28 protein-coding genes are annotated in these 17,630 nt (G+C 42.7%); all 28 read left to right on the top strand.

The window, feature by feature from the left end; all coding sequences use genetic code 11:
• Positions 1-408: a 50S ribosomal protein L22 gene (gene rplV / locus AB8P51_RS12035; RefSeq protein WP_369749071.1), complete on the top strand. Its 408-nt coding sequence runs from the start codon at positions 1-3 to the stop codon at positions 406-408.
• Between the two features lies 1 nt (position 409).
• A complete protein-coding gene (rpsC, locus tag AB8P51_RS12030) occupies positions 410-1,120 on the top strand; it encodes a 30S ribosomal protein S3 (protein ID WP_369749070.1) in 711 nt (236 codons plus the stop codon).
• 19 nt (positions 1,121-1,139) lie between these two features.
• Positions 1,140-1,562, top strand: a complete 423-nt coding sequence (gene rplP, locus AB8P51_RS12025; RefSeq protein WP_369749069.1) for a 50S ribosomal protein L16 — start codon at positions 1,140-1,142, stop codon at positions 1,560-1,562.
• A 20-nt stretch (positions 1,563-1,582) separates the two neighbouring features.
• Positions 1,583-1,774 (top strand): 50S ribosomal protein L29, encoded by a 192-nt coding sequence (gene rpmC / locus AB8P51_RS12020; protein WP_369749067.1) that lies wholly within the window; start codon positions 1,583-1,585, stop codon positions 1,772-1,774.
• A gap of 13 nt (positions 1,775-1,787) precedes the next feature.
• Positions 1,788-2,045, top strand: coding sequence for a 30S ribosomal protein S17 (gene rpsQ, locus AB8P51_RS12015; RefSeq protein WP_369749066.1), 258 nt, complete (start codon positions 1,788-1,790; stop codon positions 2,043-2,045).
• A 2-nt stretch (positions 2,046-2,047) separates the two neighbouring features.
• Positions 2,048-2,416, top strand: a complete 369-nt coding sequence (gene rplN / locus AB8P51_RS12010) for a 50S ribosomal protein L14 (RefSeq protein WP_129605547.1) — start codon at positions 2,048-2,050, stop codon at positions 2,414-2,416.
• A gap of 12 nt (positions 2,417-2,428) precedes the next feature.
• A complete protein-coding gene (gene rplX, locus AB8P51_RS12005; protein ID WP_369749065.1) occupies positions 2,429-2,740 on the top strand; it encodes a 50S ribosomal protein L24 in 312 nt (103 codons plus the stop codon).
• Between the two features lie 2 nt (positions 2,741-2,742).
• A complete protein-coding gene (gene rplE, locus AB8P51_RS12000) occupies positions 2,743-3,294 on the top strand; it encodes a 50S ribosomal protein L5 (RefSeq protein WP_369749064.1) in 552 nt (183 codons plus the stop codon).
• Between the two features lies 1 nt (position 3,295).
• Positions 3,296-3,565 (top strand): 30S ribosomal protein S14, encoded by a 270-nt coding sequence (gene rpsN / locus AB8P51_RS11995; protein WP_369749063.1) that lies wholly within the window; start codon positions 3,296-3,298, stop codon positions 3,563-3,565.
• Positions 3,566-3,584: 19 nt separating this feature from the next.
• Entirely contained in the window at positions 3,585-3,983 is a 399-nt protein-coding gene (gene rpsH, locus AB8P51_RS11990) for a 30S ribosomal protein S8 (protein WP_369749062.1), read from the top strand.
• Between the two features lie 20 nt (positions 3,984-4,003).
• Positions 4,004-4,546, top strand: a complete 543-nt coding sequence (rplF, locus tag AB8P51_RS11985) for a 50S ribosomal protein L6 (protein WP_369749061.1) — start codon at positions 4,004-4,006, stop codon at positions 4,544-4,546.
• Between the two features lie 10 nt (positions 4,547-4,556).
• Entirely contained in the window at positions 4,557-4,913 is a 357-nt protein-coding gene (gene rplR, locus AB8P51_RS11980; RefSeq protein ID WP_369749060.1) for a 50S ribosomal protein L18, read from the top strand.
• A gap of 8 nt (positions 4,914-4,921) precedes the next feature.
• On the top strand, positions 4,922-5,446 hold the full coding sequence (gene rpsE, locus AB8P51_RS11975; protein WP_369749059.1) for a 30S ribosomal protein S5: 525 nt from the start codon (positions 4,922-4,924) through the stop codon (positions 5,444-5,446).
• Positions 5,447-5,452: 6 nt separating this feature from the next.
• The gene (gene rpmD, locus AB8P51_RS11970) at positions 5,453-5,632 is read left to right on the top strand and encodes a 50S ribosomal protein L30 (RefSeq protein WP_369749058.1); all 180 of its coding nucleotides are present in this window, start codon (positions 5,453-5,455) and stop codon (positions 5,630-5,632) included.
• 15 nt (positions 5,633-5,647) lie between these two features.
• Positions 5,648-6,100, top strand: coding sequence for a 50S ribosomal protein L15 (rplO, locus tag AB8P51_RS11965; protein ID WP_369749057.1), 453 nt, complete (start codon positions 5,648-5,650; stop codon positions 6,098-6,100).
• Between the two features lie 13 nt (positions 6,101-6,113).
• Positions 6,114-7,454, top strand: coding sequence for a preprotein translocase subunit SecY (gene secY, locus AB8P51_RS11960; RefSeq protein ID WP_369749056.1), 1,341 nt, complete (start codon positions 6,114-6,116; stop codon positions 7,452-7,454).
• Positions 7,455-7,457: 3 nt separating this feature from the next.
• Positions 7,458-7,673, top strand: coding sequence for a translation initiation factor IF-1 (gene infA, locus AB8P51_RS11955; protein WP_013751343.1), 216 nt, complete (start codon positions 7,458-7,460; stop codon positions 7,671-7,673).
• A 12-nt stretch (positions 7,674-7,685) separates the two neighbouring features.
• Positions 7,686-7,802 carry a type B 50S ribosomal protein L36 gene (gene ykgO / locus AB8P51_RS11950; protein WP_010519235.1) on the top strand — a complete coding sequence of 39 codons (117 nt, stop codon included), beginning with the start codon at positions 7,686-7,688 and terminating at the stop codon, positions 7,800-7,802.
• Between the two features lie 2 nt (positions 7,803-7,804).
• Positions 7,805-8,179, top strand: a complete 375-nt coding sequence (gene rpsM / locus AB8P51_RS11945) for a 30S ribosomal protein S13 (RefSeq protein WP_369749055.1) — start codon at positions 7,805-7,807, stop codon at positions 8,177-8,179.
• Positions 8,180-8,190: 11 nt separating this feature from the next.
• Positions 8,191-8,583 (top strand): 30S ribosomal protein S11, encoded by a 393-nt coding sequence (rpsK, locus tag AB8P51_RS11940; RefSeq protein WP_129605525.1) that lies wholly within the window; start codon positions 8,191-8,193, stop codon positions 8,581-8,583.
• Positions 8,584-8,678: 95 nt separating this feature from the next.
• The gene (gene rpsD, locus AB8P51_RS11935) at positions 8,679-9,284 is read left to right on the top strand and encodes a 30S ribosomal protein S4 (protein ID WP_369749054.1); all 606 of its coding nucleotides are present in this window, start codon (positions 8,679-8,681) and stop codon (positions 9,282-9,284) included.
• Between the two features lie 17 nt (positions 9,285-9,301).
• Positions 9,302-10,294 (top strand): DNA-directed RNA polymerase subunit alpha, encoded by a 993-nt coding sequence (locus AB8P51_RS11930; protein ID WP_129605521.1) that lies wholly within the window; start codon positions 9,302-9,304, stop codon positions 10,292-10,294.
• A 60-nt stretch (positions 10,295-10,354) separates the two neighbouring features.
• Positions 10,355-10,966: a 50S ribosomal protein L17 gene (gene rplQ, locus AB8P51_RS11925; RefSeq protein ID WP_369749053.1), complete on the top strand. Its 612-nt coding sequence runs from the start codon at positions 10,355-10,357 to the stop codon at positions 10,964-10,966.
• Positions 10,967-11,059: 93 nt separating this feature from the next.
• Positions 11,060-12,187 carry a glutamine-hydrolyzing carbamoyl-phosphate synthase small subunit gene (gene carA, locus AB8P51_RS11920; protein ID WP_369749052.1) on the top strand — a complete coding sequence of 376 codons (1,128 nt, stop codon included), beginning with the start codon at positions 11,060-11,062 and terminating at the stop codon, positions 12,185-12,187.
• Positions 12,188-12,289: 102 nt separating this feature from the next.
• Entirely contained in the window at positions 12,290-13,582 is a 1,293-nt protein-coding gene (eno, locus tag AB8P51_RS11915) for a phosphopyruvate hydratase (protein ID WP_369749051.1), read from the top strand.
• A gap of 76 nt (positions 13,583-13,658) precedes the next feature.
• Complete coding sequence (locus tag AB8P51_RS11910) at positions 13,659-15,200, top strand: glycogen synthase (RefSeq protein ID WP_369749050.1); 1,542 nt, start codon at positions 13,659-13,661, stop codon at positions 15,198-15,200.
• A 136-nt stretch (positions 15,201-15,336) separates the two neighbouring features.
• Positions 15,337-16,620: a citrate synthase gene (locus tag AB8P51_RS11905; protein ID WP_369749049.1), complete on the top strand. Its 1,284-nt coding sequence runs from the start codon at positions 15,337-15,339 to the stop codon at positions 16,618-16,620.
• Positions 16,621-16,630: 10 nt separating this feature from the next.
• Positions 16,631-17,545: a dimethylarginine dimethylaminohydrolase family protein gene (locus AB8P51_RS11900; RefSeq protein WP_369749048.1), complete on the top strand. Its 915-nt coding sequence runs from the start codon at positions 16,631-16,633 to the stop codon at positions 17,543-17,545.
• Positions 17,546-17,630: the final 85 nt, after the last annotated feature.

Genomic DNA, 17,630 nt, shown 5'->3' with positions numbered 1-17,630 from the left:
ATGGGAGTTCGAAAAAAACAAATGGCCGAAAGAATAAAGGCAGAGAAGAAAGAGCTCGCCTTCGCGAAATTAAACAATTGCCCTACTTCGCCTCGTAAGATGCGTTTGGTAGCCGACCTTGTAAGGGGTGCTGAGGTTGAAAAAGCCCTTGCAATTCTCAGGTTTAATCCTAAGGAAGCTTCCCGAAGGCTGGAAAAGCTATTGTTGTCAGCCATCGCTAACTGGCAGGCGAAGAATGAAGATGCCGATATTGAAGAAGCAGAACTTTTCGTGAAGGAGATTCGGGTTGATTCTGGCAGAATGCTAAAGCGCCTCAGACCTGCACCACAGGGAAGGGCTCACAGGATAAGAAAACGTTCAAACCATGTAACCTTGGTTTTAGGCGCTAACAATAATACAGAAGCTTAGTATGGGACAAAAGACAAATCCAATAGGAAACCGACTGGGTATAATCAGGGGATGGGAATCTAACTGGTACGGAGGTAATGATTACGGGGATAAACTCGCAGAAGACGATAAAATCAGGAAATATGTTTCCGCCCGTTTGGCCAAGGCAAGTGTCTCTCGAGTCATTATCGAAAGAACGCTGAAGTTGATTACCGTTACCATCACCACTGCAAGACCCGGTATCATTATCGGTAAAGGTGGCCAGGAAGTGGATAAACTGAAGGAGGAGCTTAAAAAGATTACCGATAAAGAGGTTCAGATCAACATATTTGAGATCAAAAGACCCGAAGTTGATGCAAACCTGGTTGCTGCTAGTATCGCACGACAGATAGAAAACAGGATCTCTTACAGGAGGGCCATTAAAATGGCAATTGCAGCCGCAATGAGGATGAATGCTGAGGGAATCAAAATTATGATTTCAGGTAGGTTGAATGGAGCGGAGATGGCACGTTCAGAGTCTTATAAAGAAGGTCGTATTCCTTTATCCACCTTCAGGGCTGATATTGATTACGCCATGGAAGAGGCACATACAACTTATGGACGACTAGGGATCAAAGTGTGGATAATGAAAGGTGAGGTTTACGGAAAAAGAGATTTGTCGCCCTTAGTAGGAATGTCTAAAGGGACGGGCAAGGATAAGTCCGACTCCGGAAGAAAACGCAGAAGAAAATAATTTAGTAAAGTAGGAAAAAATGTTACAGCCGAAAAGAACCAAGTTTCGTAAAGCGCAGAAGGGCCGAATGAAAGGAAATTCCGGAAGAGGACACAGACTTTCTAACGGGATGTTTGGAATTAAGTCATTGGATTCCAGCTTTATTACCTCACGTCAGATTGAAGCTGCAAGGATTGCTGCTACAAGATACATGAAAAGACAAGGTCAGCTTTGGATTAAAATATTTCCAGACAAGCCTATCACCAAAAAGCCCCTTGAAGTAAGGATGGGGAAAGGAAAAGGAGCACCGGAATATTTCGTTGCGGTTGTAAAACCGGGAAGAATCATGTTCGAAGTTGCAGGGGTTCCTATGGATGTGGCTCAGGAAGCTTTAAGGCTTGCTGCTCAGAAATTACCGGTGAAGACAAAATTTATTGTGGCTAGAGATTACGATGCCGCTTAATGATACTGATATAGAAGATCATGAAACAATCAGAAGTAAAAGAATTATCGGTAGAGGAATTAAAGGAAAAGATGTCCGATTTCAAAAGGAAACATGCCGATTTGAAAATGGCTCACGCTGTAACACCACTTGAAAACCCTCTTCAGCTGAGGCAGGTGAAAAGGACAGTAGCACGATTGGCCACAGAATTAACAAAAAGGGAAAACCAATAACGGGTTCTGCTTTATGGAAAAAAGAAATTTAAGAAAAGAACGAGTAGGCGTTGTAACCAGCAATAGAATGGAGAAATCAATTGTGGTTTCTGAAGTAAAGCGGGTAAAGCATCCTATGTATGGTAAGTTCGTATTGCGGACAAAGAAATATGTTGCACACGATGAAACCAATGATTGCAAAATTGGTGATACTGTAAAGATCATGGAAACCAGACCTTTGAGTAAGACCAAATGCTGGAGATTGGTAGAAATCCTTGAAAGAGCTAAATAATTATGTTACAGCAAGAATCTAGACTTAAAGTGGCAGATAATACCGGGGCGAAAGAGGTGTTGACCATTCGTGTACTGGGAGGAACCAAAAGAAGATATGCTTCTGTAGGAGATAAGATTGTGGTTTCTGTAAAAGAAGCTACACCTAACGGAACAATAAAAAAAGGAGCCGTGTCTACTGCAGTAGTAGTGCGCACCAAGAAAGAGGTCCGCAGACCAGATGGTTCTTATATCCGCTTCGACGACAACGCTTGTGTACTTCTTAACCCAACAGGGGAAATGAGAGGAACCAGGGTATTTGGTCCTGTAGCGAGAGAGCTCAGGGACAAACAATTTATGAAGATTGTTTCATTAGCTCCTGAGGTGCTATAATCAGACAAGACGATGAAATTAAAAATAAAAACAGGAGATACAGTACGAGTAGTAGCCGGTGATCATAAAGGGTCAGAAGGTAAAGTGGTTACTGTAAACCTACAGAAGAACAAGGCGATTGTAGAAGGCGTCAATATGGTGTCTAAGCATGAGAAACCGAGCGCCAAGAACCCACAGGGGGGAATAGTTAAAAAAGAAGCTCCCATCCATATCTCTAATCTTTCTCTTATCGACGGAAAATCGGGAGAGACCACAAGGGTTGGCTTTGAGGTCAGAGATGGAAAAAAAGTACGGGTTTCAAAGAAATCTAACGAGGTAATATAGTTATGAGTTACGTTCCAAGATTAAAGAAAGAATACAAAGAGCGCGTGGTAAAAGCGTTGCAGGACGAATTCGGGTACAAGAACATTATGGAGGTGCCTAAATTGAAGAAGATTGTCGTGAGCAGAGGTGTAGGTGCCGCTGTGGCCGATAAGAAGCTCATCGACCATGCGGTTGAAGAACTATCAAACATTACCGGGCAAAGAGCAGTCTCCACAATTTCCAAAAAGGATGTGGCGTCTTTCAAACTCAGAAAAGGAATGCCTATTGGGGCCAAAGTGACTTTGAGAGGAGAAAGGATGTACGAGTTCCTTGATCGATTGGTAACAACAGCTTTACCAAGGGTACGTGATTTTCAGGGAATCAGAGCTACCGGTTTTGATGGAAGAGGGAATTACAACCTCGGAGTTACGGAACAGATCATTTTCCCCGAAATCAATATTGACAAGATCAACAGAATTAACGGGATGGATATCACCTTTGTGACCAGCGCCGAAACCGATAAAGAAGCACAATCCCTTTTAGCAGAACTGGGACTACCTTTTAAAAAGAATTAGTATGGCTAAAGAATCAATGAAAGCCCGTGAACGTAAAAGGGCAAAAACAGTAGCAAAATACGCTGAGAAGAGAAAAGCCTTAAAAGAGGCCGGCGATTACGAGGCATTGCAAAAATTGCCAAGAAACGCTTCTCCGGTGCGTATGCACAATCGTTGCAAACTCACAGGGAGACCAAAGGGCTATATGAGAACTTTTGGCTTGTCCAGGGTAATGTTCAGGGAAATGGCTAATAAAGGATTGATTCCGGGAGTTAAAAAAGCAAGTTGGTAACACCATAAAAGGCAAGAAGATGTTAACAGATCCTATATCAGATTATTTGACAAGAATTAGAAACGCCAGCAGGGCGGGTCACAGGGTTGTTGAGGTACCAGCTTCCAATCTAAAGAAAGAAATCACTAAGATTTTATTTGATCAGGGCTATATCCTGAGTTATAAATTCGAGGATGATAAAGTTCAGGGTACAATTAAAATCGCTCTGAAATACGATAAGCAGACTAAAGAGCCTGTTATTAAAAAAATTCAGCGAATCAGTAAGCCGGGATTGCGTAAATATGCCGGATCTGATGATATGCCGAGGGTTTTAAATGGTTTGGGCGTAGCGATTGTCTCTACCTCACACGGGGTGATGACCAGCAAACGAGCCAAAAAAGAAAATGTTGGGGGCGAAGTGCTTTGCTACGTTTATTAAACCGATAAAAGTTAAAAGAAATGTCTAGAATAGGTAACAATCCGATAGCGATCCCAGAGGGAACCTCCGTAGAGGTCAAGGAGAATATCATTACGGTAAAAGGAAAGCTGGGTGAACTTACTCAGGAATACTCTGCCGTTGAGATCAAAGTTGAAGACGGACAAGTATGGATCACCAGGCCTTCTGATTCAAAAGAGCACAAGGCAAAACACGGACTGTACAGATCTTTGGTCTTCAATATGATCGAAGGAGTATCCAAGGGTTGGACGAAGGAATTGGAATTGGTAGGTGTAGGATTCAGAGCGAGCAACCAGGGTCAGAAATTAGACCTTGCTCTCGGCTTCTCTCACAACATCGTTTTTGACCTTGCACCGGAAGTAAAGGTGGAAACCACTTCTGAAAAAGGTAAAAACCCAACCATTAAACTAACGTCGCACGACAAGCAGTTAATCGGGCAAATTGCAGCCAAAATACGTTCATTCCGCAAACCTGAACCTTACAAAGGGAAAGGAATCAAATTTGTCGGGGAACAATTGAGAAGAAAAGCAGGTAAATCAGCATAAGAGTAAGATTATGGGATTATCAAAAACAGAAAGAAGAGATCGTATCCGTAAGAGAATCAGAAAAATCTCTTTTGGGACGGCAGAAAGACCAAGATTGTCTGTTTACAGAAGCAACAATGAAATCTATGCACAGGTTATAGATGACAATGAGGGTAAAACCCTGGTTGCTGCCTCGTCAAGAGATAAAGAATTGAGTAAAAGCAAAGGGACAAAAATGGAAATTGCCGCCCTGGTAGGGAAGGCACTGGCCGAGAAAGCTAAAAAAGCCGGAATTGAAACTGTAGCTTTTGACCGTGGAGGGAATTTGTACCACGGACGGGTAAAATCATTGGCCGAAGGTGCCAGAGAAGGTGGATTAAAATTTTAATAGATACTATGTACGGCAAATACAAGAATGTAGAAACAGTAAAACCCGGAGGCCTCGAACTTAAGGACCGCCTGGTAGGCGTTCAAAGGGTAACCAAGGTAACCAAGGGGGGAAGAGCATTTGGTTTTTCTGCCATTGTGGTTGTAGGAGATGAAAACGGAGTTGTTGGCCATGGTCTTGGGAAATCCAAGGAAGTTGCGACTGCGATCGCGAAAGCCATTGAAGATGCTAAGAAGAATCTCATTCGTATTCCTTTAAACAAAGGAACTTTACCCCATGAACAAAAAGGGAAATACGGAGGAGCCAGAGTTTACATTCAACCTGCCTCTCATGGTACAGGAGTTATTGCCGGAGGTGCTGTAAGGGCGGTATTGGAATCTGTAGGAGTACAGGACGTTTTGTCTAAGTCTCAGGGATCTTCCAACCCTCATAATGTGGTGAAGGCTACATTTGATGCCCTGCTGCAACTCAGAGATGCCAAAACAGTAGCGTCACAGCGTGGAATCGCCATGGAAAAAGTTTTTAAAGGATAAGGAACGATGGGAAAGATTAAAGTTACTCAGGTAAAAAGCGGGATTAAAAGACCTCAGAATCAAAAGAGGACCCTTGAAGCCCTAGGACTGCGTAAAATAGGACAACAGGTTGTTCACGACGATACGCCTAATATCCTTGGCATGATCAATAAAGTTAAACATTTGGTTTCTACAGAAGAAGCTTAAGAAATAAGTGTTGAAATGAATTTAAGCAATTTAAAACCAGCAGAAGGTTCTGTCCATAAGGACGGAAAGACCATCGGTAGAGGCCAGGGATCCGGGAAAGGCGGTACCGCCACAAGAGGGCATAAAGGAGCTAAATCCCGTTCTGGTTATTCTAAAAAGATTGGATTCGAAGGGGGACAAATGCCTTTACAACGAAGAGTACCCAAGTTCGGATTTACCAACATCAATCGGGTAGAATATCGAGGAATCAATCTCGATAAACTACAAGAGCTGGTAGATAACGGGGCAGTAAAAAAATCAGTGGGGTTAGAAGACCTCATTGCAAATAACCTGGCCGGCAAAAACGATTTGGTTAAAATACTCGGAGGAGGAGAACTTAAGGCTCCATTGAAAATAACAGTACACAAGTATACCGCCAGCGCCAAGAAAGCAATTGAAGCGGCTGGAGGAGAAGCGATAACATTATAAGAGAGCGGGCTCTATGAAGAAATTTTTTGAGATCATATCTAATATCTGGAAGATAGAAGAGCTGAGGAACAGGATTCTGATGACCCTCGGTCTTTTGCTTGTCTACCGTTTTGGTGCACAGGTGGTACTTCCCGGTATTGATACCTCACAATTGGCAGCCTTATCATCTCAAACAGAAACTGGTATCCTGGGTATTCTGAATGCATTTACAGGAGGGGCATTCGCTAATGCTTCTGTTTTTGCCCTTGGAATCATGCCCTATATTTCGGCATCCATTGTGGTGCAGCTGATGGGTATAGCAGTACCGTACCTCCAAAAGCTCGATAAAGAAGGAGAAAGCGGCAGAAAGACCAAGAATCAGATTACCCGATGGTTGACAATCGGTATCAGTATCGTTCAGGCTCCTGCTTACTTGTACAGCCTTGGGGCACTTGGAGTTCCCGATAGTGCTTTCCTTCTCGGAAAAGGATTAGGCTTTATTGTACCTTCTGTGATCATACTGGTGACAGGCTGTGTCTTTGCCATGTGGTTAGGGGAAAAGATCACTGATAAGGGGATCGGAAATGGTATTTCTCTTCTTATTATGATCGGAATTATTGCAACAATGCCTCAGGCCTTTGTACAGGAAGCGATCACGAGATGGGACGGAAATGGAGGTCCTATGCTTATTCTGGTTGAAGTAATCCTTTGGTTTGTTGTTATTTTGGCAAGTGTGCTTCTGGTGATGGCTACCCGCAGGATCCCTGTGCAGTACGCCAGGAGATCGGCCTCAGGAGGATACGAAAAAAATATAATGGGAAGCAGGCAGTATATCCCATTAAAGTTGAATGCTTCAGGGGTAATGCCAATCATCTTTGCACAGGCAATTATGTTTGCACCGGGATTACTTGGCAGAACGTTTAATGACACAGCAATTGGTCAGTGGATGGAAGTCCAGTTCCAGGATATATTTGGTCTGGCTTACAACATATTATTTGCCTTGCTGATCATCATATTTACCTATTTCTATACAGCCATTACTGTCCCGACCAATAAAATGGCGGACGACCTGAAAAGAAGTGGTGGTTTTATTCCCGGTATCAGACCCGGAAAGGAAACAGGTAGTTTTTTAGATAAAATCATGTCATTGATTACACTTCCCGGTTCAATATTTCTGGCCTTTTTGGCAGTATTGCCGGCTATAGTAGTGAAATTGATGGATATACAGGCAGGCTGGGCACTGTTTTACGGAGGTACTTCCCTGCTTATTATGGTAGGGGTTGCAATCGATACCGTGCAGCAAGTGAATGCCTACCTATTGAACCGTCATTACGACGGACTTATGAAAACAGGAAAGAACAGAAAAGTAGCATAAGATATGGCCAAACAAGCAGCAATAGAGCAGGATGGAAGTATCATAGAGGCATTGTCTAACGCCATGTTCAGGGTTGAACTGGAAAACGGACATGTGGTTACTGCTCATATCTCGGGAAAAATGCGAATGCATTATATCAAATTATTGCCCGGGGATAAGGTAAAACTTGAGATGAGTCCTTACGACTTGAGTAAGGCCAGAATTACATATAGATATTAAGAAACTCGAGACATGAAAGTAAGAGCATCGATAAAGAAAAGAAGTGCCGACTGCAAAATTGTTCGCAGGAAAGGCAGGTTGTACGTAATTAATAAGAAGAATCCCAGATTCAAACAAAGACAAGGGTAATTATGGCAAGAATTGCAGGGGTAGATATCCCAAAACAAAAAAGAGGTGTTATAGCCCTTACCTACATCTTCGGAATTGGTAAGAGCAGAGCTCAGGAAATTCTGGACAAAGCAAAGGTAAATGCTGATGCGAAGGTGTCTGATTGGAATGATGACGAGATCGGGAGAATCCGGGACGTAGTTTCTTCTTACAAGATAGAAGGGGAATTGAGGTCCGAGAACCAGCTGAATATCAAAAGGCTGATGGATATCGGTTGTTACCGTGGAATCCGGCACAGATCCGGACTTCCGTTACGCGGGCAACGAACCAAGAATAATTCCAGGACCAGGAAAGGAAAAAGAAAAACTGTGGCCAACAAGAAAAAGGCTACTAAGTAATAAGGCGTAACATGGCAAAAACAGGTACAAAAACAACCAAGAAACGTAAGGTAATTGTTGAATCTACAGGTGAGGCTCATATTACTGCGTCGTTCAACAATATCATTATTTCCCTGACGAACAAAAAAGGGGATGTGATTTCATGGGCGTCGGCAGGTAAGATGGGATTCAGAGGTTCAAAAAAGAATACTCCCTACGCTGCACAGATTGCTGCAGAAGAATGCGCAAAAACAGCACATGAAGCCGGGTTAAGGAAAGTAAAGGTATACGTAAAAGGACCTGGAAATGGTCGTGAGTCTGCCATTCGTTCCCTGCACAATGCCGGAATAGAGGTTACTGAGATCATCGATGTAACTCCTATGCCTCACAATGGCTGCAGACCGCCCAAACGAAGAAGAGTTTAATCATTATATCCTATAATTAATTTCTCACAAAAGTGTAGTTACGATTATCGAAGGATAAGCCTTAATTCATAATCACACTTTTAATTTTAAAGAAGATGGCAAGATACACAGGACCAAAATCTAAGATCGCTCGTAAATTTGGCGAAGCGATTTTTGGCGACGACAAGTCGTTTGAAAAGAAAAATTACCCTCCGGGGCAACACGGGAACAACAGACGCCGTGGGAAAAAATCAGAATACGCTATCCAGCTGATGGAGAAGCAGAAAGCCAAGTATACCTATGGTATTTTGGAAAAACAATTCCGAAACCTTTTTGCAAGGGCTAACCGAAGCAAAGGTGTTACCGGGGAAGTTTTACTTCAATTATGTGAAGCCAGACTAGACAATGTCGTTTACAGAATGGGTATTTCCACTTCAAGAAGGGGTGCGAGACAATTGGTTTCTCACCGACACATCACCGTGAATGGGAATGTTGTGAATATTCCTTCCTACTCCCTTAAACCGGGTGACGTAGTTGGAGTAAGGGAAAAGTCAAAATCCTTACAGACTATTGCAGATTCTCTTTCCGCTAACAGCAGTGTGTACGAATGGATCACCTGGAATAGCGAAAAGAAAGAAGGAACTTTTGTAGCCGTTCCAGAACGCCTGCAGATTCCGGAGAATATCAAAGAACAATTAATCGTTGAGTTATACTCTAAATAAACCACATATACCCGACTATGGCATTATTTAATTTTCAGAAACCCGATAAAGTTATAATGATCGATTCCTCAGATTTCGAAGGGAAATTTGAATTCCGCCCTTTGGAACCCGGATACGGTCTAACTGTTGGGAACGCACTTAGAAGAGTATTGCTTTCCTCCCTGGAGGGATTCGCCATTACTTCGGTAAGGATAGATAAGGTTGAACACGAATTTTCGGTAATCGAAGGCGTTGTAGAAGACGTTACGGAAATTATTCTCAACTTAAAACAAGTTCGTTTCAAGAGACAGATCGACGATGTTAACGAAGAAACCGTTTCAGTTTCTGTCAGTGGGAAAGAACAACTTACTGCAGGAGACTTTCAGAAGTTTATCTCTGGTTTCCAGGTACTGAACCCAGACCTGGTGATCTGCAATATGGATCCTAAGGTAAGTATCAACATGGAGTTGATCATCGAAAAGGGCAGAGGATATGTACCGGCTGAAGAAAATAAGAAATCAAGTGCACCTATCGGTAGCATTGCAGTAGACTCCATTTTCACCCCGGTGAAAAATGTAAAATACAGCATAGAGAACTTCAGGGTTGAGCAAAAGACCGATTACGAAAAATTGGTTTTCGAAATTGTCACCGACGGTTCAATCCATCCAAAGGAAGCTCTTACAGAAGCAGCGAAGGTACTTATTCACCACTTTATGCTGTTTTCTGATGAGCGTATCACCCTTGAAGCTGATGAGATTGCACAAACAGAGACTTACGATGAGGAATCTCTGCATATGAGACAGTTGCTCAAGACCAAACTCGTAGACATGGATTTGTCTGTTAGAGCTTTAAATTGTCTTAAAGCGGCAGAAGTAGATACGCTGGGTGACCTGGTTTCCTTTAATAAGAATGACCTGATGAAATTCAGGAACTTCGGGAAAAAATCCCTGACAGAATTAGAAGAACTTGTGATCAACAAGGGTCTGAATTTTGGAATGGATTTGTCAAAATATAAATTAGATAAAGATTAATATTAGTTCTGATCCGGTACCCGCAATGGTCCGGAACTGAAGATCATATAGTACACGAGCATGAGACACGGTAAGAAAGTCAATCACTTGAGTAGGAAAACGGCACATAGGTCGGCTATGCTGGCTAATATGGCCTGTTCCCTGATTGAACATAAAAGGATCAATACTACTGTAGCCAAGGCCAAGGCCCTGAAACAGTTTATTGAGCCCCTGATCACTAAATCCAAAGCTGAAAATAATCAGTCATTGGAAAAAGGAACCCATAACAGGCGAATCGTATTCAGAAACCTGAGAGATAAATATGCAGTATCTGAATTGTTCAGCACAGTTGCAGAAAAAGTAGGGGACAGACCAGGAGGATACACCAGAATTATCAAATTGGGAAACCGTCTGGGTGATAACGCTGATATGGCGATGATCGAATTGGTGGATTTCAATGAAATTTACAATGCCGGGAAGCCAAAGAAAAAGAAATCTACGCGTAGAGGCAGAAGCTCTAAGAAAGCAGAAACTACCGCAGCACCTGCAGCTGAAAGCGTTGAAGAGGTGGAAGTAGCTGAAGCTCCTAAAGCCGAAAAGGAAACCAAAACTGAAGAGCCTAAAGCTGAAGCTCCAAAGAAGGAGAAAGCCAAGGACGCAGAAGAAACAAAAACAGATGACTCCAAAGAATAGGATGTTCATAATGTCTTTAAAATTTGAAAAGGATAGACCTGCAAGTCTATCCTTTTTTTATGTTTATTTGTGAAACCAAAAAATTGCAGTTTAATGAAATATCAAACCAAGAAGAAAGCACTCATATTGCTGGCAGATGGAACTATTTTTTATGGTAAATCGGTTGGAAATGCCGATGGCACGGCCTTTGGAGAGGTGTGTTTTAATACGGGAATGACCGGCTATCAGGAAATTTTTACAGATCCGTCCTATTTCGGACAGTTGATGGTGATGACTAATGCCCATATTGGGAATTACGGAGCCCATAACGAAGAGATTGAATCAGATTCTGTAAAAATTGCCGGCCTCATATGCAAAAATTTTAGTTATGATTATTCCAGGCCGGACGCTGATGAAAGCCTCTTAGAATTTCTAAACAATAATAAGCTCTTTGCTATTTCTGATGTAGACACGCGAGCCCTGGTAAGTTATATTCGGGATCACGGGGCCATGAATGCGGTGATTTCAACAAGAGTAGATGAGCTGGATGCCCTCAAAGCTGAACTTAAAAAGATACCCAGCATGGAAGGCCTGGAGCTTGCTTCAAAAGTATCGACCAAAGAACCATACTACTATGGAAAGGAAGACGCAACCTACAGGATTGCGGCACTTGACATAGGAATCAAAAAGAATATCCTGAGAAATCTTGCAGCAAGGGATGCTTATATTAAAGTGTTCCCATACAATACTCCCTTCTCAGAGCTTAAGGCATGGAATCCCGACGGATACTTTATTTCAAATGGCCCGGGTGATCCGGAACCACTGAAAGGAGTAATTGAAACGGCAAGGGAAATCATCGCCCAGGACAAGCCACTATTCGGAATATGTCTGGGGCATCAGATTATTGCCCTGGCAAACGGGGTTTCTACCTATAAAATGTTCAACGGACACAGGGGAATCAACCACCCGGTGATCAATTTTGAAACTGGGAAGGGAGAAATTACCTCTCAGAACCACGGTTTTGCTATAAACAGAGAAGAAACGGAGGCTCATCCGGAACTGGTGATCACTCATGAACATCTCAATGACAAAACAGTAGCAGGGATACAGATGAAAGATAAAAATGTCTTTTCCGTGCAGTACCATCCTGAGGCGAGTCCTGGGCCACATGATGCTTCCTATTTATTCGATCAGTTTTTTCAATTGATTAAAGAGCATTCTAATACAGGAGTTTCAGTATAAAAAAAGAAGGGGGATCAACCATTTTTTCAGGAATCTTCAAGATTCACCGGGGCCTTTTGTATCTTTGAAATGAAAGAAATCAACCCATAAAAAGCAAGAATTATGAGTATTATACTAGATGTCCATGCCCGTCAGATATTTGACTCCAGGGGTAATCCTACCGTAGAGGTAGATGTGGTAACACAAAACGGAGTAATGGGCCGGGCAGCCGTGCCTTCCGGTGCTTCTACCGGGGAACATGAGGCCGTGGAATTACGAGATGGCGGGAAAGCCTATATGGGGAAGGGAGTTATGAATGCGGTCGAAAATGTCAATACTAAGATAGCTGAAGAAATTAGGGGGATGATGGTGTTTGATCAGAATCTGATTGACCAGACCATGATCTCACTAGATGGTACCCCAAACAAGTCTAAACTCGGAGCAAATGCTATTCTGGGTGTTTCTCTTGCGGTTGCCAAAGCTGCAGCAAACGAAATGGGGATGTCACTATACAGGTACGTAGGCGGGGTAAGTGCCAACACCCTTCCAGTACCCATGATGAATATAATCAACGGGGGATCGCATTCGGATGCACCTATCGCTTTTCAGGAATTCATGGTGATGCCCGTAAAGGCGAAGAGTTTTTCGCATGCCATACAGATGGGAACGGAAATATTTCATCATCTTAAAAAAGTACTGCACGATCGTGGTTTAAGTACTGCAGTAGGAGATGAAGGTGGATTTGCCCCAACCCTGGAAGGTACGGAAGACGCTTTAGATACAATAAGCATTGCTGTTAAGAATGCGGGATATTCTTTTGGCGATGAGGTAATGTTAGCCCTTGATTGTGCCGCAGCCGAATTCTTTGTGGATGGCAAATACGATTACACAAAATTTGAAGGGGACAAAGGAGCCGTGAGAACTTCGGAAGAGCAAGCGAAATACCTGGCTGAACTTTGTGCCAAATACCCAATTATTTCCATTGAAGACGGAATGGATGAAAATGACTGGAAAGGATGGAAGATCTTGTCTGATCTGGTAGGAGATAAGGTACAATTGGTGGGAGACGATTTATTTGTGACCAATGTCACAAGGCTTTCAAGAGGAATCTCGGAAGGTATCGCCAATTCAATCCTCATTAAGGTCAACCAGATAGGAACACTCACAGAAACCATAGCTGCTGTAAACATGGCTAAGAATGCCGGGTATACGAGCGTGATGTCTCACCGATCAGGGGAGACTGAAGACAATACCATCGCCGATCTGGCAGTTGCCCTTAATACCGGGCAGATTAAAACTGGTTCTGCTTCCCGTTCAGACAGGATGGCAAAATACAACCAGCTGCTTCGCATTGAGGAGGAACTGGGTGAAGTTGCCCATTATCCGGGTGTCGATGCGTTCAAGGTCGGACATTAATAATCAGTTAAGAATAGAAAAGCCTTTCGTAAATTGAAAGGCTTTTTTTAACTTCCCTTATTCCCAGAACTCATTTATGAATCACTTTTTATTTGTCGCAGCCGAAAATGACGCCATTCCTAATTGCAAAGCAGGAGGAATGGGAGATGTGGTACGTGACGTACCCAGGCAGATTGCCGAACGGGGTGATATGGTTCATGTGGTGGTTCCGAGCTATTCGAGATTACATCTCAATGGCGAACTCTTGGCAGAACTTAATTTTAGTTTAAACGGGAAACCCTATACGGCCGAACTCTACAAGGTGCCACCCAAGAAGGAACTGGAGAATATTCAACATTATGTAATTCACCATCCGGAGATTAAGGCGGGTGAGATAGGTAAAATTTATCACAATGATCCGGAGAAGCCATTTTTCACTGATTCGAACAAATTTGCCATCTTTTGCACAGCAGCAGCCACAGCGTTGAATAACGAGGCTTTTGGAGCTTTAGACATAGTGCATTTACACGACTGGCATACGAGTCTTTTACTCTTTCTAAAAACCTATCACGCTAAATACGCTTCCCTTAAGAAATACAGATTTGTTTATAGCATTCACAACCTGGCCATACAGGGCATCCGTCCTTTTGAAGGGAATGAGGCATCGGTCAATACCTGGTTTCCCGAAGTGAGCTATGATATGAAACGACTGATGGACTATCGCTATCAGGACTGTATAAACCTTATGGCAACAGGGATAAGGCTTGCTGATGCGGTTCATACGGTTTCACCTTCGTATAAACGGGATATTTTACAGCCCAGCAGACCGCCTGAATTCATTGGAGGAGAGTCGCTTGAGAAGGATCTTCTGCAGGCCGATAATCAGGGTCGTTTGTTTGGGATATTAAATGGGAGTAACTACAAAAACATTCGATCGGCAAAACGGAATATGCTCTTTAAAAATGCCGTAAAGGCTATTTTTGGTTGGCTGCAGGAAGAGTCAAAGAAATACAAAGCCGATTTTCTTGCTCATACGGGGGAAAAGCTACTTCCCTATTTATACGAAAAACCAAAATTTATTTGCTCCAGTGTTGCCCGACTAACAGAGCAAAAATTCTTTTTCTTTAAGGAATCGCCTGAGGCACTTCTGGCTATTTTAGAGAAACTTGAAAAAGTAAACGGCATCTATATGGTCCTTGGGACAGGGGCTCCTGAATACGAGGAGTTGTTCAGGAAACTGAGTAAGGAACAGCAAAACTTTATATTTTTTAACGGGCAGTCTGAAGATGTGATCGACTCTATTTATCTGGAGACCGATTTGTATTTTATGCCCAGTCAGTTTGAACCTTGTGGAATTAGTCAGATGCTGGCTATGAGAAACGGCAATCCATGCATTGTGCACAATACGGGAGGATTAAAGGACACAGTAACTCATCTTAAAACGGGCTTTGCGTTCGACGGGGACAGTTATGATGAAAAGATCGAAAATATGCTCAGCTGTTTTGATGAGGCTCTGGATATTTATCAAAACAAACCCGAAAAGTGGAAGGCGATTAAGTCTGAAGCCAAAAAAATGCGCTTTACCTGGAAGAAATCCGTCGATGAATACTACGAGAAACTCTATAGTATTCAAAATTAGACAGATGTATTTATCACTCTGATAAATTCTTTAAAAAATGTTCATTGTCTGGACATAAAGCCTTGCTTAGAATTGTTAAGAAGGCCCCTTTTTCTTACCTTTAACATCCCGTCATTATAATCTCAAAATCACCTGCATGAAAGACAAAGCAATACTCGAATACGAAGGAAAAAAATACGAATTCCCTGTCGTTGAAGGCACAGAGCAGGAACTGGCCATAGATATCAAAACCCTGCGTTCCTCTACAGGAATGATCACGCTGGATCCCGGTTATAAAAACACAGGCTCCTGCGAAAGTGCAATAACCTACCTCGATGGAGAGAAAGGTATTTTGCGCTATCGCGGATATAATATCGAAGAATTAGCTGAAAAGGCTGATTTTCTCGAAGTTGCTTACCTCCTTATTTTCGGGGAATTACCCAATAAAGAAGAATTAAATCAGTTCCACGAAGACATTAAACATGAATCTCATGTGGATGAGGAGATGAAAAAGATCCTTGACGCCTTTCCAAAATCGGCACACCCGATGGGAGTGCTTTCCTCCCTTACCAGTGCTTTAATAGCCTTTAATCCTTCTTCCGTAAATATTTCCTCCGAGAAAGAAATGTACCACGCTATTATCAGGATTATGGCAAAATTCCCGGTTTTGGTAGCCTGGACAATGAGAAAACAAAAAGGACTTCCTCTCGACTATGGGGATGATTCGCTGGGTTATGTGGAGAACCTCCACAAAATGATGTTTAAGAGACCCAATAAGGAATACGTTAAGAATAAGATTGTTATCGATGCCCTGGATCAGCTCCTTATCCTGCATGCTGATCACGAACAGAATTGTTCTACTTCCACGGTGCGAATAACAGGATCATCGCATGCCGGACTTTTTGTGTCCCTATCGGCGGGTATATCGGCCCTATGGGGTCCTCTTCATGGTGGGGCCAACCAGGCGGTATTGGAAATGCTGGAGGCTATAGAAGCCGACGGAGGGGATACTCAGAAATATATGAATAAAGCCAAGGACAAGGATGATCCTTTCAGATTGATGGGCTTTGGCCACAGGGTTTACAAAAACTTTGACCCCCGCGCCAAGATTATCAAAAAGGCCGCAGATGAAGTTCTTGGGGATTTAGGAATCGAAGATCCTATCCTCTCTATCGCCAAAGGCCTTGAAAAGGTGGCCCTCGAAGATCCTTATTTTGTAAAGCGAAAACTGTATCCCAATGTAGATTTTTATTCAGGGATCATTTACAGAGCTTTGGGTATACCAACGGAGATGTTCACTGTAATGTTTGCAATGGGTAGATTACCCGGTTGGATTGCCCAGTGGCGCGAAATGCGATTGAGGGGAGAACCCATAGGCAGACCGAGACAAGTTTACATAGGTGAAAATGAACGACCTTTTGTTCCTCTAAAAAAGCGTTAGGCAGCTATCTATGCTTCAACTTAATGTAAGGGATGAGACCTCCCCGCTAAAAGCAGTAGTCCTTGGTATTGCTAACAGTCCCGGCCCTATCCCAAAGCCGGAGGAAGCCTATGACCCTAAATCACTTGAACATATCCTGGCAGGGACCTATCCCAGAGAAGAGGATATGATAGGTGAAATGGAGGCATTTAACAGCGTTCTCAGGAAACATGGGGTAAAAGTATTCAGACCAGAGATCCTGGAGAATTGTAATCAGATTTTTTCTAGAGATATCGCTTTCGTAATTGAGGATAAACTCATCAAGGCTAATATCCTTCCTGAAAGGGAAAAGGAGTTTGAAGCCATTATACATGTGCTCGATGTCATCGATCCAGATAAAATCCTTATCCCGCCTGAGCCCGTCCATATAGAAGGGGGTGATGTGATGCCGTGGAAGGATTATATATTTGTTGGAACCTATAGGGGAGACGACTACTCCGACTACATCACCGCGCGGACCAATACTGAAGCGGTTGCCTATTTAAAAGAGGCATTTCCACATAAAAAAGTAAAGTCCTTTGATCTGAGAAAATCAAATACAGATCCAAGGCAGAATGCCCTTCATCTCGATTGTTGTTTTCAGCCTATCGGAAGAGACAAAGCTATACTTCATAAAAACGGTTTTCTGGTAGAAGAAGAATACGAATGGCTACTGAACTACTTTGGAAAAGATAGTGTCTTTGAAATTGACAGTGAGGAAATGTACCAGATGTTTAGCAATGTGTTCTCCATTTCATCTGAAGTGATCGTTTCTGAGCGATCTTTTACCCGACTCAACAACTGGTTAAGGGATCAGGGATTTACGGTTGAGGAAGTTCCATACCAAGAAATCGGCAAACAGGAAGGTCTATTGCGTTGTAGTACCCTGCCCCTGATCAGGGAATAATTCCAGCAATTTCTTCGGGTAAAATAAAGGAGAAAGGCCACTAAAATAATCCGGGTAAAGAGCTACCTTTAGCCTGCAAATTTTT

The sequence above is a fragment of the Muriicola sp. SD30 genome (genome assembly GCF_041205185.1).
GTDB lineage: Bacteria > Bacteroidota > Bacteroidia > Flavobacteriales > Flavobacteriaceae > Muriicola.
Note: the sequence above shows the minus strand (reverse complement) of the source record. Positions and strands in the feature narration are given on the sequence as shown.

Coding starts and splice junctions, on each gene's coding strand:
- rplX (WP_369749065.1), top strand. CDS start 2,429: ATGAAATTAAAAATAAAAACAGGAGATACAGTACGAGTAGTAGCCGGT.
- eno (WP_369749051.1), top strand. CDS start 12,290: ATGAGTATTATACTAGATGTCCATGCCCGTCAGATATTTGACTCCAGG.
- rpsC (WP_369749070.1), top strand. CDS start 410: ATGGGACAAAAGACAAATCCAATAGGAAACCGACTGGGTATAATCAGG.
- infA (WP_013751343.1), top strand. CDS start 7,458: ATGGCCAAACAAGCAGCAATAGAGCAGGATGGAAGTATCATAGAGGCA.
- carA (WP_369749052.1), top strand. CDS start 11,060: ATGAAATATCAAACCAAGAAGAAAGCACTCATATTGCTGGCAGATGGA.
- rpsM (WP_369749055.1), top strand. CDS start 7,805: ATGGCAAGAATTGCAGGGGTAGATATCCCAAAACAAAAAAGAGGTGTT.
- rpmD (WP_369749058.1), top strand. CDS start 5,453: ATGGGAAAGATTAAAGTTACTCAGGTAAAAAGCGGGATTAAAAGACCT.
- rpsE (WP_369749059.1), top strand. CDS start 4,922: ATGTACGGCAAATACAAGAATGTAGAAACAGTAAAACCCGGAGGCCTC.
- rpsQ (WP_369749066.1), top strand. CDS start 1,788: ATGGAAAAAAGAAATTTAAGAAAAGAACGAGTAGGCGTTGTAACCAGC.
- rpsH (WP_369749062.1), top strand. CDS start 3,585: ATGTTAACAGATCCTATATCAGATTATTTGACAAGAATTAGAAACGCC.
- rplF (WP_369749061.1), top strand. CDS start 4,004: ATGTCTAGAATAGGTAACAATCCGATAGCGATCCCAGAGGGAACCTCC.
- AB8P51_RS11930 (WP_129605521.1), top strand. CDS start 9,302: ATGGCATTATTTAATTTTCAGAAACCCGATAAAGTTATAATGATCGAT.
- rplR (WP_369749060.1), top strand. CDS start 4,557: ATGGGATTATCAAAAACAGAAAGAAGAGATCGTATCCGTAAGAGAATC.
- rpsN (WP_369749063.1), top strand. CDS start 3,296: ATGGCTAAAGAATCAATGAAAGCCCGTGAACGTAAAAGGGCAAAAACA.
- rpsD (WP_369749054.1), top strand. CDS start 8,679: ATGGCAAGATACACAGGACCAAAATCTAAGATCGCTCGTAAATTTGGC.
- ykgO (WP_010519235.1), top strand. CDS start 7,686: ATGAAAGTAAGAGCATCGATAAAGAAAAGAAGTGCCGACTGCAAAATT.
- rplQ (WP_369749053.1), top strand. CDS start 10,355: ATGAGACACGGTAAGAAAGTCAATCACTTGAGTAGGAAAACGGCACAT.
- rplP (WP_369749069.1), top strand. CDS start 1,140: ATGTTACAGCCGAAAAGAACCAAGTTTCGTAAAGCGCAGAAGGGCCGA.
- rplO (WP_369749057.1), top strand. CDS start 5,648: ATGAATTTAAGCAATTTAAAACCAGCAGAAGGTTCTGTCCATAAGGAC.
- AB8P51_RS11905 (WP_369749049.1), top strand. CDS start 15,337: ATGAAAGACAAAGCAATACTCGAATACGAAGGAAAAAAATACGAATTC.
- rpsK (WP_129605525.1), top strand. CDS start 8,191: ATGGCAAAAACAGGTACAAAAACAACCAAGAAACGTAAGGTAATTGTT.
- rplE (WP_369749064.1), top strand. CDS start 2,743: ATGAGTTACGTTCCAAGATTAAAGAAAGAATACAAAGAGCGCGTGGTA.
- rpmC (WP_369749067.1), top strand. CDS start 1,583: ATGAAACAATCAGAAGTAAAAGAATTATCGGTAGAGGAATTAAAGGAA.
- secY (WP_369749056.1), top strand. CDS start 6,114: ATGAAGAAATTTTTTGAGATCATATCTAATATCTGGAAGATAGAAGAG.
- AB8P51_RS11910 (WP_369749050.1), top strand. CDS start 13,659: ATGAATCACTTTTTATTTGTCGCAGCCGAAAATGACGCCATTCCTAAT.
- AB8P51_RS11900 (WP_369749048.1), top strand. CDS start 16,631: ATGCTTCAACTTAATGTAAGGGATGAGACCTCCCCGCTAAAAGCAGTA.
- rplV (WP_369749071.1), top strand. CDS start 1: ATGGGAGTTCGAAAAAAACAAATGGCCGAAAGAATAAAGGCAGAGAAG.
- rplN (WP_129605547.1), top strand. CDS start 2,048: ATGTTACAGCAAGAATCTAGACTTAAAGTGGCAGATAATACCGGGGCG.